Annotated in this window: 13 protein-coding genes; 12 read left to right on the top strand and 1 reads right to left on the bottom strand. The window is 55.3% G+C overall.

All coding sequences use genetic code 11. From position 1 onward, the window contains the following. The first annotated feature begins 103 nt into the window (after nt 1–103). From rplK to WG622_RS18520, 7 genes are all read left to right on the top strand, one after another. On the top strand, nt 104–553 hold the full coding sequence (gene rplK, locus WG622_RS18550) for a 50S ribosomal protein L11 (RefSeq protein ID WP_209355376.1): 450 nt from the start codon (nt 104–106) through the stop codon (nt 551–553). Beyond that, complete coding sequence (rplA, locus tag WG622_RS18545; protein WP_339404823.1) at nt 553–1,251, top strand: 50S ribosomal protein L1; 699 nt, start codon at nt 553–555, stop codon at nt 1,249–1,251. The genes rplK and rplA overlap by 1 nt, the downstream gene beginning before the upstream one ends. Before the next feature lie 486 nt (nt 1,252–1,737). Continuing rightward, the gene (rplJ, locus tag WG622_RS18540; RefSeq protein ID WP_209355379.1) at nt 1,738–2,256 is read left to right on the top strand and encodes a 50S ribosomal protein L10; all 519 of its coding nucleotides are present in this window, start codon (nt 1,738–1,740) and stop codon (nt 2,254–2,256) included. Nucleotides 2,257–2,331: 75 nt separating this feature from the next. After that, a complete protein-coding gene (gene rplL / locus WG622_RS18535; RefSeq protein WP_209355380.1) occupies nt 2,332–2,715 on the top strand; it encodes a 50S ribosomal protein L7/L12 in 384 nt (127 codons plus the stop codon). Between the two features lie 236 nt (nt 2,716–2,951). Beyond that, nucleotides 2,952–7,088 (top strand): DNA-directed RNA polymerase subunit beta, encoded by a 4,137-nt coding sequence (gene rpoB, locus WG622_RS18530; protein ID WP_339404822.1) that lies wholly within the window; start codon nt 2,952–2,954, stop codon nt 7,086–7,088. Between the two features lie 57 nt (nt 7,089–7,145). After that, a complete protein-coding gene (gene rpoC, locus WG622_RS18525; RefSeq protein ID WP_339404821.1) occupies nt 7,146–11,393 on the top strand; it encodes a DNA-directed RNA polymerase subunit beta' in 4,248 nt (1,415 codons plus the stop codon). Nucleotides 11,394–11,512: 119 nt separating this feature from the next. After that, nucleotides 11,513–12,394, top strand: coding sequence for a DMT family transporter (locus WG622_RS18520; protein WP_339404820.1), 882 nt, complete (start codon nt 11,513–11,515; stop codon nt 12,392–12,394). On the opposite strand, the gene WG622_RS18515 is transcribed toward WG622_RS18520, so the two are convergent. After that, nucleotides 12,379–13,203, bottom strand: coding sequence for a putative rhamnosyl transferase (locus tag WG622_RS18515; protein WP_339404819.1), 825 nt, complete (start codon nt 13,201–13,203; stop codon nt 12,379–12,381). The two genes, WG622_RS18520 and WG622_RS18515, sit on opposite strands and share 16 nt — an antisense overlap. Before the next feature lie 221 nt (nt 13,204–13,424). Between WG622_RS18515 and WG622_RS18510 the strand changes: the two genes are divergently transcribed. The 5 genes from WG622_RS18510 to WG622_RS18490 form a co-directional block, all read left to right on the top strand. Then, nucleotides 13,425–14,156 carry a pirin family protein gene (locus WG622_RS18510; RefSeq protein WP_339404818.1) on the top strand — a complete coding sequence of 244 codons (732 nt, stop codon included), beginning with the start codon at nt 13,425–13,427 and terminating at the stop codon, nt 14,154–14,156. A gap of 340 nt (nt 14,157–14,496) precedes the next feature. Beyond that, nucleotides 14,497–14,868, top strand: a complete 372-nt coding sequence (rpsL, locus tag WG622_RS18505) for a 30S ribosomal protein S12 (protein ID WP_054000841.1) — start codon at nt 14,497–14,499, stop codon at nt 14,866–14,868. Between the two features lie 15 nt (nt 14,869–14,883). Further along, a complete protein-coding gene (gene rpsG / locus WG622_RS18500) occupies nt 14,884–15,354 on the top strand; it encodes a 30S ribosomal protein S7 (RefSeq protein ID WP_209355384.1) in 471 nt (156 codons plus the stop codon). Nucleotides 15,355–15,374: 20 nt separating this feature from the next. Continuing rightward, nucleotides 15,375–17,492 (top strand): elongation factor G, encoded by a 2,118-nt coding sequence (gene fusA / locus WG622_RS18495; RefSeq protein WP_339404817.1) that lies wholly within the window; start codon nt 15,375–15,377, stop codon nt 17,490–17,492. A gap of 80 nt (nt 17,493–17,572) precedes the next feature. After that, nucleotides 17,573–17,696: GTP-binding protein (locus tag WG622_RS18490; protein ID WP_231704078.1), on the top strand; the 124-nt coding region annotated here is incomplete at its 3' end.

The following is a 17,696-nucleotide window of genomic DNA, read 5'->3' as shown; positions in this document are numbered from 1 at the left end:
TGTCTTATCTCGTGGGAGAAGGAGGGATCGCGATCCTGATCTCGGACCACGCAACATATCCCGGGTGGAACGCGTTTCACCCACGTTGAAAGGAAACGATCAGATGGCGAAGAAGCTGGCTGGTACAATGAAGCTGCAGATCCCTGCAGGTCAAGCCAACCCATCCCCGCCCGTCGGCCCTGCTCTGGGTCAGCGCGGCATCAACATCATGGAATTCTGTAAAGCGTTCAACGCGAAGACACAGGAGATGGAACAAGGCGCGCCTTGCCCAACCGTGATCACCTATTATCAGGACAAGTCCTTCACCATGGACATCAAGACGCCACCTGCGTCTTACTACCTGAAAAAAGCCGCTGGCCTGAAGCCAGTTGGCAAGCGCAACCGTCCTCGTGGTGCTGAAAACCCAGGTCGTGAAACCGTTGCATCCGTATCTGTAAAGCAGGTCCGTGAGATCGCCGAAGCGAAGATGAAAGACCTCTCCGCAAACGACGTCGAAGCAGCAATGCAAATCATCATGGGTTCCGCGAAATCCATGGGCATCGAGGTGAAGTAATGGCGAAACTCGGTAAACGTACCCGCGCAGCACGCGAAGCATTTGCTGGCAAGTCCGACGTCTCTGTTGAAGAAGCAGTGGCACTGGTCAAAGGCAACGCTTCTGCGAAGTTCGACGAAACCGTCGAAATCGCTGTTCAACTCGGTGTTGACCCACGTCACGCAGACCAAATGGTTCGCGGCGTTGTTGGCCTGCCAAACGGCACCGGCAAATCCGTACGCGTTGCAGTTTTCGCACGTGGCCCAAAAGCTGAAGAAGCTCAGGCTGCAGGCGCAGACATCGTTGGCGCAGAAGACCTGATGGAAACCATCCAGGGCGGCACCATCGACTTTGATCGCTGCATCGCGACCCCTGACATGATGCCAATCGTTGGCCGTCTGGGTAAAGTTCTGGGTCCGCGCAACCTGATGCCAAACCCTAAGGTTGGCACGGTGACTATGGACGTTAAGGCTGCGGTCGAAAACGCCAAGGGCGGCGAAGTTCAGTTCAAAGTCGAAAAAGCCGGTGTTGTGCATGCAGGCGTCGGCAAAGCCTCCTTCGACGAAGGCAAGCTGGTCGAGAACGTACGTGCCTTCATGGGCGCAGTTCTGAAAGCCAAGCCTGCTGGCGCAAAAGGTGCTTACGTTAAGAAGGTTGCACTGAGCTCGACCATGGGCCCGGGCGTGACCATCAACGTGGACAACGCTGCAGCTGAGTAAGCTCAGGTTGAATGCAAGTATGGGAAAGGCGCTCATTTGGGCGCCTTTTTCTATTTATGCAGTGTGAAATTTTGAGTTTGGCATACAGTCCAGGTGCGGTTTGGAAACGACACTTCCAATGTTCTTAGAAAGAAAGGTTAACGCCCAATCGTTAACCTGTGTTAAGCTAAACGGAAGCAGACGCGGAGACAGGCCAAAAAAGCTGACGATCAAGGCAGCTTACCTCTTGTTCTGTGCCTTAATCCATCCTAAATGAAACCCTCACAAGCCAGCGTACGATTCGTCGTGCGCTGTTTTGTGTTTCGTCCAAGACGGTGAGTGAGGGCTTCCCTCTTAATATCTTGCCTGAGACGGGAAAGACCAGATTGACCGAGGGCTTGACCTCGGGCGGTTTTGGCTCAGCCCCGTAGTGGACCTGAACGCTGGGCTGATGCTCGGCAAATATGAGCCGGAGGGCGTGAAGCCTTCCAAATTTGGAGTGAAACTGTGGATAGAGCACAAAAAGAGAAGGTGGTCGAGGAACTCGGCCAGATCTTTGAAAGCTCTGGCGTCGTTGTGGTTGCCCACTACGAGGGTCTCACAGTTGCTGACATGCAGTCTCTGCGCGCGAAAGCACGTGAATCTGAGGCTGCTGTTCGTGTTGCCAAAAACAGGCTCGCCAAAATCGCCCTTGAAGGAAAGCCTTGCGAAAGCATGGGTGAATACCTGACGGGTATGACTGTTCTGACCTATTCCGAAGACCCTGTTGCGGCCGCTAAGGTTGCAGAGGACTTCGCCAAAGAGAACTCGAAATTCGAGATCCTCGGCGGTGCAATGGGTGAGAATGCTCTGGATCGTGCTGGCGTTGAAGCCGTGTCCAAGATGCCTTCTCGCGAGGAGCTTATTGCTTCCATCGTGGGCTGCATCGGCGCACCTGCTTCCAATATCGCTGGCGCAATTGGCGCACCTGCAAGCAACATCGCATCTATTCTGTCTACCATCGAGGAAAAGGCAGAGGCTGCGTAAGCAACTTATTGAGAACCGCGTAGCGGCTTAGGCACGCACGTTGGAACACAAACTTGAAAACGGAAAGAAGCTAAAATGGCTGATCTGAAAGCACTTGCTGAAAGCATCGTAGGTCTGACCCTGCTGGAAGCACAAGAACTGAAAACAATCCTCAAAGACGAGTACGGCATCGAGCCAGCAGCCGGTGGCGCTGTTATGGTAGCCGGCGCAGCAGGCGGCGACGCAGGCGGTGCAGCAGCTGAGGAAAAAACTGAATTTGACGTAATTCTGAAAGCCGCAGGCGACAAGAAAATCAACGTCATCAAAGAAGTCCGCGGCATCACCGGCCTGGGCCTCAAAGAAGCAAAAGAGCTGGTCGAAGCAGGCGGCAAAGCTGTCAAAGAAGGCGTCGACAAAGCAGAAGCAGAAGACATCAAAGCGAAGCTGGAAGCAGCTGGCGCAGAAGTCGAGCTCAAGTAATCATTGCCGGGATAGTCCCGGTTTTGATGTGGCAGGGTGCGGAAAACCGTTCCCTGCCGTACCTGTCTTAGAAAGACCCTTTTGAGTAAGGGGTTTTTCTAAGACGAGGTCTAAGGATCGAGTGGTGCGTGGTGGGACACACACCGAGAATGGATCCAATCGTCTGTCTCGAAAGGGCGGGGTGCCGGGGCCCGACGGCATGCTCTCCCATTGAGAAATGAAAGGTGTCATCGCACATGGCTCAAACCTACCTTGGCCAAAAACGCTTGCGTAAATACTACGGCAAAATCCGCGAAGTTCTGGATATGCCAAACCTCATCGAGGTTCAGAAATCTTCCTACGATCTCTTCCTGCGTTCCGGTGACGCAGAGCTGCCGCTGGACGGCGAAGGCATCAAAGGCGTGTTCCAATCGGTTTTCCCGATCAAGGACTTTAACGAACAATCCGTTCTGGAGTTCGTCGACTACGAGCTGGAAAAGCCGAAGTATGACGTCGAAGAATGTATGACTCGTGATATGACCTACAGCGCACCGCTGAAGGTCACTCTGCGTCTGATCGTCTTCGAAGTTGACGAAGACACTGGCGCGAAGTCTGTCAAAGACATCAAAGAACAAGACGTCTTCATGGGCGATATGCCTCTGATGACGCCAAACGGCACCTTCGTGGTGAACGGCACCGAGCGCGTGATCGTGTCTCAGATGCACCGCTCTCCTGGCGTGTTCTTTGACCACGACAAAGGCAAAACCCACTCGTCCGGTAAACTGCTGTTTGCCTGCCGCATTATCCCATATCGCGGCTCTTGGCTGGATTTCGAATTCGACGCCAAAGACATCGTTTTCGCACGCATCGACCGTCGTCGTAAGCTGCCTGTTACCACCCTGCTGTATGCGCTGGGTCTGGACCAGGAAGGCATCATGGATGCCTATTATGACACCGTTGAGTACAAGCTGGAGAAGAACAAAGGTTGGGCAACCAAGTTCTTCCCTGATCGCGTGCGCGGCACCCGTCCGGCCTATGATCTGGTCGACGCAGCCACCGGCGAAGTGATTGCCGAAGCTGGTAAGAAAGTCACCCCTCGCGCGGTTAAGAAACTGATAGACGAAGGCGCAGTTACTGAACTGCTGCTGCCATATGATCAAATCGTTGGCAAATATGTCTCTAAGGACATCATCAACGAAGAGACCGGTGCGATCTATGTCGAAGCGGGCGATGAGCTGACGCTGGAATATGACAAAGATGGCGATCTGATCGGCGGTACCGTCAAAGAGCTGATCGACGCGGGCATCACCACGATCCCAGTGCTGGATATCGACAACGTCAACGTGGGTCCATACATGCGCAACACCATGGCGCAGGACAAGAACATGAACCGCGAAACCGCGCTCATGGATATCTACCGCGTAATGCGTCCGGGCGAGCCGCCCACCGTCGAAGCGGCGTCTGCTCTGTTTGACACGCTGTTCTTTGACAGCGAGCGCTATGATCTTTCCGCGGTTGGCCGTGTGAAAATGAACATGCGTCTGGCGCTGGATGCCGAAGACACTATGCGCACCCTGCGCAAAGAAGACATCGTGTCCTGCATCAAAGCGCTGGTCGAGCTGCGCGACGGCCATGGCGACGTGGACGACATCGACCACCTCGGCAACCGTCGTGTGCGTTCCGTTGGCGAGCTGATGGAGAACCAGTACCGCGTGGGGCTTCTGCGCATGGAGCGCGCGATCAAAGAGCGTATGTCCTCTGTCGAAATCGACACTGTGATGCCGCAGGATCTGATCAACGCGAAACCAGCAGCGGCTGCGGTACGTGAATTCTTTGGCTCTTCTCAGCTGTCTCAGTTCATGGACCAAACCAACCCGCTGTCTGAGGTGACGCACAAACGTCGTCTCTCGGCGCTTGGCCCAGGCGGTCTGACCCGTGAACGCGCAGGCTTTGAGGTTCGCGACGTTCACCCGACCCACTATGGTCGGATGTGTCCGATTGAAACGCCAGAAGGTCCAAATATTGGTCTGATCAACTCGCTGGCAACTTTTGCCCGCGTGAACAAATACGGCTTCATCGAGACTCCATATCGTAAGGTTGTCGACGGTCAGGTCACCGATGAGGTGAACTACATGTCCGCGACCGAAGAGATGCGTCACACCGTGGCGCAGGCGAACGCGACATTGGATGCGGACGGCAAGTTCATCAACGAGATGGTCAACACCCGTCAGTCCGGTGACTACACCATGGCCCCTGTTGGCGCCGTCGATCTGATCGACGTGTCGCCAAAGCAGTTGGTCTCTGTGGCTGCGTCCCTGATCCCATTCCTTGAAAACGACGACGCGAACCGGGCGCTTATGGGCTCGAACATGCAACGTCAGGCGGTTCCACTGCTGCGCGCTGAGGCGCCTCTGGTCGGCACCGGTATCGAGGAAAAAGTGGCGATCGACTCTGGCGCTGCGATCCAAGCGAAACGTGGTGGTATCATCGACCAAGTTGATGCACAGCGTATCGTTATTCGCGCGACCGAAGACCTTGAGCTCGGCGATGCTGGCGTTGACATCTATCGTCTGCGCAAGTTTCAGCGGTCTAACCAAAACACCTGCATCAACCAGCGTCCGCTGGTGAAAGTGGGTGACACGGTTGGCAAAGGCGAAGTGATTGCCGATGGCCCGTCCACCGATATGGGGGAACTGGCGCTGGGTAAAAACGTGGTCGTCGCCTTTATGCCTTGGAACGGCTACAACTACGAAGACTCCATCCTGATCTCTGAGCGTATCGCACGTGACGACGTCTTTACTTCGGTGCATATCGAAGAATTTGAAGTCGCCGCCCGTGACACCAAGCTTGGCCCAGAAGAAATCACCCGCGACATTCCAAACGTCGGTGAAGAAGCGCTGCGTAACCTCGACGAGGCGGGCATCGTTTACATCGGCGCGGACGTAGAGCCAGGCGACATTCTGGTCGGTAAGATCACGCCAAAAGGTGAAAGCCCAATGACGCCAGAGGAAAAACTCCTCCGCGCGATCTTTGGTGAGAAAGCGTCCGACGTACGCGACACCTCTCTGCGTGTGAAACCAGGCGACTTTGGCACCGTTGTAGAAGTGCGCGTCTTTAACCGCCACGGTGTGGAAAAAGACGAACGCGCGCTGCAGATCGAGCGTGAAGAAGTCGAAGCACTGGCACGTGACCGTGACGACGAACTCGCGATCCTGGACCGCAACATCTATGCGCGTCTGAAAGACATGATCATGGGCAAAGTGGCTGTCAAAGGCCCGAAAGGCGTCAAGCCGAAGTCCGTGATTGATGACGAGCTGCTTGAGATGCTGACCCGCGGTCAATGGTGGCAGCTGGCTCTGGAAGACGAGGATGATGCGCAGATCGTAGAGGCTCTGCATGAGCAATACGAAGCGCAGAAACGGGCGCTGGATGCACGCTTTGAGGATAAGGTCGAAAAAGTCCGCCGTGGCGACGATCTGCCTCCGGGTGTGATGAAGATGGTCAAAGTCTTTATCGCTGTGAAGCGTAAGCTGCAGCCGGGCGATAAGATGGCGGGTCGTCACGGGAACAAAGGTGTTATTTCCAAGGTTGTGCCTATGGAAGACATGCCGTTCCTCGCGGATGGTACGCCGGTTGACTTCTGTCTGAACCCTCTGGGTGTTCCGTCGCGGATGAACGTCGGTCAGATCCTTGAAACCCACATGGGCTGGGCCGCACGCGGTCTGGGCATCAAGGTGGACGAGGCTCTGAGTGAATATCGTCGGTCCGGCGATCTGACACCGGTTCGCGAAGCGATGCATGACGCCTATGGCGACAACGTCTATGACGAAGGTATCGCGAACATGGACGAGACTGCGTTGATCGAAGCAGCGGGCAATGTAACCCGTGGTGTTCCGATCGCGACTCCGGTCTTTGACGGTGCGAAAGAGGGCGACGTGAACGACGCTCTGGTGCGTGCGGGCTTTGATCAGTCCGGTCAGTCGATCCTGTTTGACGGCCGTACCGGTGAACAGTTCAGCCGTCCGGTCACCGTTGGCGTGAAATACCTGCTGAAACTGCACCACCTGGTGGACGACAAAATCCACGCACGTTCTACAGGCCCATACTCGCTGGTCACCCAGCAGCCTCTGGGCGGTAAAGCGCAATTCGGTGGTCAGCGTTTCGGGGAAATGGAAGTCTGGGCTCTGGAAGCTTACGGCGCAGCCTACACCCTGCAGGAAATGCTCACCGTTAAGTCGGATGACGTCGCGGGCCGGACCAAGGTCTATGAAAGCATCGTCAAGGGCGAGGATAACTTCGAAGCGGGCATCCCAGAATCGTTTAACGTTCTGGTCAAAGAAGTCCGTGGCCTCGGCCTGAATATGGAACTCCTGGACGCGGAGGTGGAGGAATAAGGGCCTCGCGCTCTTATTCCCCTTCCCAATGCTTCCGCTCTAATTTGAGGTAAACAAATGAACCAGGAACTGACGAACAACCCGTTTAACCCATTGGCTCCACAGAAGATTTTTGATGAAATCAAAGTCTCTCTGGCGTCTCCGGAACGGATCCTGTCTTGGTCTTACGGCGAAATCAAAAAGCCAGAGACCATCAACTATCGGACTTTCAAGCCAGAGCGCGACGGCCTGTTCTGTGCGCGTATCTTTGGCCCGATCAAAGATTACGAATGTCTCTGCGGTAAATATAAGCGCATGAAGTATCGCGGCGTTGTCTGCGAGAAATGTGGTGTTGAAGTTACCCTGCAAAAAGTACGCCGCGAGCGTATGGGCCACATCGAGCTGGCCGCACCGGTCGCACACATCTGGTTCCTGAAATCGCTGCCATCCCGCATCGGCTTGATGCTGGACATGACTCTGCGTGATCTGGAACGTGTTCTGTATTTTGAAAACTATGTTGTCACCGAGCCAGGTCTGACCGACCTGACCTACGGCCAGATGCTCACCGAAGACGAGTATATGGACGCGCAAGACACCTTCGGCATGGACGCCTTCACCGCCAACATCGGTGCCGAAGCGATCCGTGAGATGCTGTCTCAGATCGACCTTGAGTCCGAGGCAGAGCACCTGCGTGCCGAGCTGGCCGAGGCGACCGGTGAACTGAAACCGAAGAAGATCATCAAGCGTCTGAAAGTTGTCGAATCCTTCCTGGAATCCGGCAACCGTCCAGAGTGGATGGTTCTGACCGTGATCCCAGTGATCCCACCAGAACTGCGCCCGCTGGTGCCTCTGGATGGCGGCCGTTTCGCGACGTCTGATCTGAACGACCTGTATCGTCGTGTTATCAACCGGAACAACCGTCTGAAGCGTCTGATCGAACTGCGCGCGCCTGATATCATCGTGCGTAACGAAAAGCGGATGCTGCAGGAATCTGTGGACGCTCTGTTTGACAACGGTCGTCGTGGTCGTGTGATCACGGGCGCCAACAAACGTCCTCTGAAATCCCTTTCCGATATGCTGAAAGGTAAGCAGGGTCGTTTCCGTCAGAACCTTTTGGGTAAGCGCGTCGACTTCTCTGGTCGTTCGGTTATTGTGACGGGTCCGGAACTCAAGCTGCATCAGTGTGGTTTGCCGAAGAAGATGGCGCTCGAGCTATTCAAGCCGTTCATCTATTCACGTCTGGAGGCCAAAGGTCTGTCCAGCACCGTGAAACAGGCGAAAAAGCTGGTTGAAAAAGAACGCCCAGAAGTTTGGGATATCCTCGATGAGGTCATCCGTGAACACCCGGTCATGCTGAACCGTGCGCCTACGCTGCACCGTCTTGGCATTCAGGCGTTCGAACCTGTTCTGATCGAAGGTAAAGCGATCCAGCTGCACCCGCTCGTGTGTTCTGCGTTTAACGCGGACTTTGACGGTGACCAGATGGCGGTTCACGTTCCACTGAGCCTTGAGGCCCAGCTGGAAGCCCGTGTTCTGATGATGTCGACGAACAACGTTCTGTCGCCTGCAAACGGTGCACCGATCATCGTTCCATCTCAGGATATGATCTTGGGTCTCTATTACGTCTCCATCGCGCGCGACGGGATGAAGGGCGAAGGCATGGTCTTCTCCTCCATCGAAGAAGTCGAGCACGCGTTGGATTCCGGCGAAGTGCATCTGCACGCCAAGATCCAGGCCCGTATCCCACAGATCGACGAGAACGGTCTTGAGGTCATGAAGCGCTTTGAAACGACCCCTGGTCGCGTCAAGCTGGGTGCTCTGTTGCCTCAAAACGCGAAAGCGCCGTTTGAGCTGGTGAACAACCTGCTGCGTAAGCGTGACGTTCAGAAAGTTATCGACACCGTCTACCGTTACTGCGGTCAGAAAGAGTCGGTTATCTTCTGTGACCAGATCATGTCCATGGGCTTTAAAGAAGCGTTCAAGGCGGGCATCTCGTTTGGTAAAGACGACATGGTTATCCCTGATGACAAATGGGGCATCGTTGATGACACCCGTGATCAGGTGAAAGACTTTGAACAACAGTACATGGACGGTCTGATCACTCAGGGCGAAAAGTACAACAAAGTTGTCGATGCTTGGTCCAAGTGTAACGACAAAGTCACCGACGCCATGATGGGCGCGATCTCCGCGGCGAAAACCGAAGAGAATGGTGCCGAGGCAGAGCCAAACTCTGTTTACATGATGGCCCACTCCGGTGCGCGTGGCTCGGTCACTCAGATGAAACAGCTGGGCGGGATGCGCGGCCTGATGGCGAAGCCGAACGGCGACATCATCGAGACCCCGATCATCTCGAACTTTAAAGAAGGTCTGACCGTTCTTGAGTACTTCAACTCGACCCACGGTGCCCGTAAGGGTCTGTCGGATACGGCGCTGAAGACTGCGAACTCTGGTTACCTGACCCGTCGTCTGGTTGACGTTGCGCAGGACTGTATCGTTCGCATGAACGACTGTGGCACCGAGAACGCGATCACCGCCGAAGCAGCGGTTAACGACGGCGAAGTCGTCGCGACCCTGGCAGAGCGAATTCTTGGCCGTGTGGCTGCAGATGACATTCTGCGTCCGGGTACCGACGAGGTGATCGTTGCCAAAGGCCAGCTGATCGACGAACTCATGGCTGATGAGATCGACGAAGCGGGTGTTGCCTCTGCACGCATTCGCTCGCCGCTGACTTGTGAGGCCGAAGAAGGCGTCTGTGCGCAATGTTACGGTCGTGACCTTGCACGCGGTACCATCGTGAACACTGGTGAGGCCGTCGGCATCATCGCGGCGCAGTCCATCGGTGAACCTGGTACTCAGCTGACCATGCGGACCTTCCACATTGGTGGTGTTGCGCAGGGTGGCCAGCAGTCCTTCCAGGAAGCGTCCCAAGAGGGCACCATCCGTTTCGAGAATGCCAATATTCTTGAAAACGCGCAGGGTGAGACCTTGGTGATGGGCCGCAACATGAAGCTCGAGATCGTCGATGAGGCGGGCGAGGTTCGTGTGACCCACAAACTGGGCTATGGCTCTAAGCTCTTCGTCAAAGACGGTGGCAAAATCGGCCGTGGTGAGAAGCTGTTTGAATGGGATCCGTTCACTCTGCCAATTCTGGCTGAGAAAGACGGTAAGGCGAAGTTCGTCGACCTCGTATCGGGCATTGCCGTCCGTGACGTGACCGACGAAGCGACCGGTATGACCCAGAAAATCGTGTCTGACTGGCGTTCCGCGCCAAAAGGCAACGAGCTGAAGCCAGAGATCATTCTGGTCGACGCAGATGGCGAGCCAGTGCGCAACGCAGCCGGGAACCCAGTGACCTACCCAATGTCTGTGGACGCAATCCTTTCCGCCGAAGACGGTCAGGACGTGAAAGCCGGTGACGTTATCGCGCGTATCCCACGCGAAGGTGCGAAGACCAAAGACATTACCGGTGGTCTGCCACGGGTTGCGGAACTCTTTGAAGCGCGTCGTCCGAAAGACCACGCAATCATCGCAGAAATCGATGGTTACGTGCGCTTTGGCCGCGACTATAAGAACAAGCGCCGCATCTCGATCGAACCAGCAGATGACGCATTGGAAACCGTCGAATACATGGTGCCAAAGGGCAAGCACATTCCTGTTCAGGAAGGCGACTTTGTCCAAAAAGGCGACTACATCATGGACGGCAACCCTGCGCCGCATGACATCCTGTCCATCATGGGTGTCGAAGCGCTGGCGGACTATATGATCGACGAAGTGCAAGACGTTTACCGCCTGCAAGGTGTGAAAATTAACGACAAGCACATCGAAGTCATCGTGCGTCAGATGCTGCAGAAGTGGGAGATCCTGGACTCTGGTGAAACCACGCTGCTGAAAGGCGAGCATGTCGATAAGCAAGAGTTTGACGCGGCTAACGAGAAAGCTCTCTCTCGTGGCAAACGTCCAGCTCAGGGCGAACCGATCCTGCTGGGTATCACCAAAGCCTCCTTGCAGACACGTTCGTTCATCTCGGCGGCGTCCTTCCAGGAAACCACCCGTGTTCTCACCGAGGCCTCTGTCCAAGGTAAGAAAGACAAGCTGGTTGGCCTAAAAGAAAACGTCATCGTGGGTCGTCTGATCCCAGCCGGTACCGGTGGTGCGACGCAGAAAGTCCGCAAGATCGCGCAAGAGCGTGACAATGTGGTCATCGAAGCACGCCGCGAAGAGGCCGAAGCCGCTGTGGCTCTGGCAGCTCCGAGCGATGGCGACTTCTCTGCCGAAGATATCTTCGACAGCGGTTTCGTTGACGTGCCAGAGAGCCGCGAAGAGTAAGACGCTCTGTAAATGAATTGAGAGGCCCCGGCGCAGCGATGCGCCGGGGTTTTTCTTTGGGGTTTCCAGTTCGGATTTTCCGACTTAGGGTCGCCTCGTTGAACGTCAGGACAATCCCAATGCATGATAACGCCAAAGGCAGCCTTTTGATGGTTGGAGCGATGATCGGTTTCACGGTCAACGACGCGATTATCAAGGTGATCGGCGGGCATATCCCATTGTTTCAAATGGTGTTTTTGCGGGGGATTCCGGCGACGCTCTTCTTGCTTCTGCTGGCGTGGCGCATGGGGATCCTACGGGTTCAGGCACCGGTGCGCGATTGGGCTCTGGCATTGCTGCGCGCGGTGATGGAAGTCGGCGCCGCGTATTTCTTTATCTCGGCCTTGTTGCGCATGGAACTTGCGAATGTCACGGCCGTTCTGCAGGTGCTGCCTCTGTCCGTGGCACTGGGCGCGGCGCTCGTGTTCCGAGAACCCTTGGGCTGGCGGCGCGTGCTGGCCATTCTGATCGGCTTCTGTGGTGTCATGTTGATCGTGCGACCCGGACCGGATGGCTTCACCGAGCAGTCGATCTTTGCGTTGATCGCTGTGGCCTTGGTCACAATTCGAGACCTCGCCTCGCGGCGCATGTCCAAGGCGATGCCCTCGATCATGGGCGCGGCTATATCTTCGGCGGCAGTGGGCCTCGCCGCAGGATTGGCCAGCCTATCAGAGCCCTGGGTCGCGATGACGTCCTCGGATTTCGCCTATCTCGGCGCCGCCGCGATTGTGGTTGCTTTGGCTTATCTGTGCTCTGTTATGGCCATGCGCGTGGGCGAGATCACGTTTATCGCACCGTTCCGCTATTCAGGTCTGATCGCGGCCTTGATCATCGGGTTCCTTGTGTTTGGCGATTGGCCGGACGGGGTGACTTTGCTGGGCGCGGCCATCGTCGTGGCAACGGGGCTTTTCACGCTGTATCGAGAAAGCGTCGCGCGTCGAAAGCCTCAGCCGTCGGAATAGATCTCGCGAACGCGGGCGTTGTCGATGGCGAAGAGGTCTTTGATCAAAGCCTCGTCTTCCTCGGACATCGGTTGAAAATCCAGTCGCGTGACATTCGACTTTTGCCGTGAATCGTTGAACGCTCCGTGCCCGCGAATGTACATTTCCTGATCCGTGAAGGTGACCGACGGCATCGCGTGGTTCATCTTGGTGTGCGAGAAATTCATGATGGATTTGCGGACCGAGGGCTGCACCACCAATGCAAGGGCAACGCCGTAATATTGCAAAACCGATGGTGTGATTTCCAGGCCAGCAGATGAAGCCCGCGCCGAGAACCCTCGGTTAAAATCGACCGTCATCATTTCGTTCTTGGCAATGAGCGGGGCGCAATCATCAACGGCCTCTCTGAGACGTTCCACGAAGTTTACCGCAACCGCATCATCATCATCCTGGCGAAACTGAATTGTTGGCAGGTCTGTTTCAATCCGATGCGTGTTGATAATGCGCTGCATTGCGGGCCTGTGCCGTTCGGACGGCCAGGGCACGATGATTGCCTGAGGAATGTCTTCGACCAAGGCAAACAGACGCTCTTGGTATTCATCTGGCATGCACATGCCAATGGCGATGAGGAACTGGAAATTCGGGTCTGTCTGCGCCTTGATGCCCGGCAGCGTTAGAGCCTCAAAGGATCGGAACCTCTCTTCAATTCTTTCGGGTGCATAGAGGTAGGCGCGGCGCTCTTCCAGCGTTTCATGGCCCACCTGAAAACCGCCGTAAGCGGGATAGGAAAACCTGCATAGTCCGATGACTTGCATGTCTTGGCTTTTCATACTGGGCCCTATCTTTACGTGGTTTTTCACCTTGAATCATGGCAGTGAGGCTTTGTTTTCGCAATCAAGAAAGTTGATAGTGCGTGAACTTTCACATTGTTCAAATTTGCACAATTTCTGTAATTTAATAGGCATTGAGTTCGCAAGGTCACAGCGCCATTTTCTCTATCAAAGACGCGCCCAATAGGGGCCTACGTCACTACTTTTGATTGGAGACTGAGATGAAAGACGCAATGACGAAATCAGACCTGCAATTGACCCTCCGCCCTGCCGCGGATCGCGGTATGGCCAACTTTGGTTGGTTGCAATCGGCACACAGCTTTAGCTTTGGCAACTATTATGACCCTGACTTCATGGGGTTTGGAAACCTGCGCGTGATCAATGATGACAAAGTCGCCGGGGGTAGGGGCTTTCCCAATCACCCCCACAAGAACGCCGAGATCTTTTCGTATGTGACCAAGGGTGCTTTGGAGCACCGGGATAGCATGGGCAATGGGTCTGTCGTCGGCGAAGGCGGTATTCAATATATGAGCGCTGGACGGGGTGTGACCCACTCGGAGTTCAATCCTTCTGACACGGAGGACATGCAGTTTCACCAGATCTGGTTGATGCCGTCGGTGGCCAATACCGAGCCCGCATATGACACGCGAGACCTCACGACCGAGGACAAAGACGGCAAGCTGAAACTCTTTCTGTCAGCAGACGGGCGCGACGGGTCAATGGTGACGCAAGCGGATGCAAGTGTCTATGCGGCGACCCTGAGCGGCGAGCAGCGCATCGACTATGATCAAAACCCGATCCGCAAAGGATGGGTGCAGGTGATCAAAGGCAGCCTGACGGTCAACGGAATCCAACTGACCAAAGGCGACGGTCTGGCGATTGAAGGGGGCGGAGCGCTGACATTCGCACAAGGCGACGACGCAGAGTTCCTGTTGTTTGATCTTGCGGCCTAAGTGCCATAGACAAGAGGCCGTTCCCAACTGGGCACGGCCATTTTACAGCCAGCCCGCCTGCTGTTGACACAACGCCCGACTCCCCCTATACGCGCGCCTATCCGGCACGTGGAGTCTGTCCGCTATGCCGAAATCATATCTGTAGTGGCTCAAGGTCAGAGCACTTTTATCACTCTGACCCTCTGTTACCCCACCGCGACGTTCACCTCGGAATGGGAACGTTTGCGGCTTTTTTGCTTTGGTCTGCAGGGATGTGGATCAGGTGAGGGGCAGGACGGGTCAGAAATGTAACCGCTCGGGGTGACCCGGGCACAAGTTGAGAAACGGGAAAAGAGACCCTATGCCAACGATTCAACAGCTGATCCGCAAACCGCGCCAGCCTAAAATCAAGCGCTCCAAGTCCCAGCACCTGGAGCAATGCCCACAGAAACGCGGCGTTTGCACACGCGTTTACACCACCACTCCTAAAAAGCCGAACTCCGCGATGCGGAAAGTTGCGAAGGTCCGCCTGACCAACGGCTACGAAGTGATCTCCTACATTCCAGGTGAAAGCCACAACCTTCAGGAACACTCTGTGGTTCTGATCCGCGGCGGCCGTGTAAAAGACCTTCCAGGTGTGCGTTACCACATCCTGCGTGGTGTTCTGGATACCCAAGGCGTCAAAGACCGTAAGCAACGTCGTTCCAAGTACGGCGCGAAGCGTCCTAAGTAAGAAGGATATTTATAGATGTCTCGTCGTCACGCTGCTGAAAAACGCGAAGTATTGCCTGACGCCAAATATGGCGACCGCGTACTTTCCAAATTCATGAACAACCTCATGATCGACGGTAAAAAATCCGTCGCAGAGAAAATCGTCTACAACGCGCTGGATCGCGTTGAGAACAAAGTTAAGCGCGCTCCTGTCGAAGTCTTCCACGAAGCACTCGACAACATTAAGCCGTCCGTCGAAGTTCGCTCCCGCCGTGTTGGTGGTGCAACTTACCAGGTTCCGGTTGAAGTGCGCCCTGAGCGCCGCGAAGCGCTGGCCATCCGTTGGCTGATCACCGCCTCCCGCGGCCGCAACGAGAACACCATGGAAGAGCGCCTCGCAGGTGAGCTTCTGGATGCTGTGAACTCTCGTGGTTCCGCTGTCAAAAAGCGGGAAGACACTCACAAGATGGCCGAGGCGAACAAAGCCTTCAGCCATTACCGCTGGTAATTCGAAAGGCTCATTGACAAATGGCACGCGAATATACGCTGAACCACTACCGTAACTTCGGTATCATGGCGCACATCGATGCGGGTAAAACCACCTGTTCCGAGCGCATCCTGTACTACACCGGTAAGTCTCACAACATTGGTGAGGTGCACGACGGTGCGGCCACCATGGACTGGATGGAGCAGGAACAAGAACGCGGGATCACCATCACCTCCGCTGCGACGACCACATTCTGGGAACGCACCGAAGATGGTAAAACCGCAGACACTCCTAAGCACCGTCTGAACATCATCGACACCCCAGGCCACGTTGACTTCACCATCGAAGTTGAACGTTCCCTCGCGGTTCTCGATGGCGCGGTTTGTGTTCTTGACGCAAACGCAGGTGTTGAGCCTCAGACTGAAACCGTTTGGCGTCAGGCGGATCGCTATTCTGTTCCACGGATCGTTTTCGTGAACAAAATGGACAAGATCGGCGCGGACTTCTTTAACTGCGTTAACATGATCGAAGACCGCACCGGCGCGCGTGCTGTTCCAGTAGGTATTCCTATTGGCGCAGAGACCGAGCTGGAAGGTCTTGTTGACCTCGTGACCATGCAAGAATGGGTCTACGAGGGCGAAGACCTTGGCGCATCTTGGGACAAGCGCGACATCCGCCCTGAGCTTCAGGACATGGCGAATGAGTGGCGCGAAAAGATGATCGAAACTGCCGTTGAGCAGGACGAAGAAGCGATGGAAGCTTATCTGGAAGGCGAAGAGCCATCCGTTGAAAAGCTGCGCGAGCTTCTGCGTAAGGGTACTCTGGCGCTGGACTTCGTTCCAGTTCTGGGCGGCTCTGCGTTCAAAAACAAAGGTGTTCAGCCGCTGCTCAACGCTGTGATCGACTATCTGCCGTCCCCACTGGACGTTGTTGATTACATGGGCTTCAAACCAGGCGACGAAACTGAAACCCGTGACATCGCCCGCCGCGCGGACGACGAGATGGCGTTCTCTGGCCTGGCGTTCAAAATCATGAACGACCCATTCGTTGGCTCTCTGACCTTCACACGTATCTACTCTGGTACGCTTGAGAAGGGCGACACCTTGCTGAACTCCACCAAAGGCAAGAAAGAGCGCATCGGTCGTATGATGATGATGCACTCCAACAACCGTGAAGAAATCACCGAAGCATTCGCTGGTGACATCATCGCGCTGGCCGGTCTGAAAGACACCACAACCGGTGACACGCTCTGCGCTGTTAACGATCCTGTGGTTCTGGAAACCATGACCTTCCCAGATCCGGTGATCGAGATCGCGGTTGAGCCTAAGACCAAAGCTGACCAAGAGAAAATGTCTCAGGGTCTGCAGCGTCTGGCAGCCGAAGATCCATCCTTCCGCGTGGAAACTGACCTGGAATCCGGTCAGACCATCATGAAAGGCATGGGCGAATTGCACCTTGACATCCTTGTGGACCGTCTGAAGCGCGAATTCAAAGTCGAAGCGAACATTGGTGCGCCACAGGTGGCCTACCGTGAGACCATCGGCCACGAAGTCGAGCACACATACACCCACAAGAAACAGTCTGGTGGTTCCGGTCAGTATGGTGAAGTTAAACTCATCATCACCCCAACCGAGCCAGGTGAGGGTTACTCCTTTGAATCCCGTATCGTTGGTGGTGCGGTTCCTAAGGAATACATCCCAGGTGTTGAAAAAGGCATCCAGTCTGTCATGGACAGCGGCCCTCTGGCTGGCTTCCCAGTGATCGACTTCAAGGTTGCTCTGATCGACGGTAAGTTCCACGACGTTGACTCCAGCGTTCTGGCGTTTGAGATCGCATCCCGTATGTGTATGCGTGAAGGCATGCGTCTTGCTGGTGCGAAACTGCTGGAACCAATGATGAAGGTCGAGGTTATCACTCCTGAAGAGTATACCGGCGGCATCATCGGTGACCTGACGTCCCGTCGTGGTCAGGTGTCTGGTCAGGAACCACGCGGCAACGCTGTTGCGATTGACGCATTCGTTCCACTGGCAAACATGTTTGGCTACATCAACACTCTGCGTTCCATGTCTTCGGGCCGCGCGCAGTTTACCATGCAGTTTGACCACTACGATCCAGTGCCAAACAACATCTCTGAAGAGATCCAAGCGAAATACGCATAACCGGGGCGGCGGGCTGAAGCCCGCCCTACCCACAACCCGTAGGTCGGGCTTCAGCCCGACACCCCATTAAGGAGGCCATTATGGCAAAGGAAAAGTTTGAACGTTCCAAACCGCACTGCAACATCGGCACCATCGGCCACGTTGACCACGGTAAAACCACTCTGACCGCAGCGATCACCAAGCAATTCGGTGACTTCAAAGCGT

Origin of the sequence: Cognatishimia coralii (assembly GCF_037478305.1) — a bacterium.
Taxonomy (GTDB): Bacteria; Pseudomonadota; Alphaproteobacteria; order Rhodobacterales; family Rhodobacteraceae; genus Cognatishimia; species Cognatishimia coralii.
The sequence above is the reverse complement of the archived record's forward strand: the minus strand, read 5'-3'. Positions and strand labels throughout refer to the sequence as shown.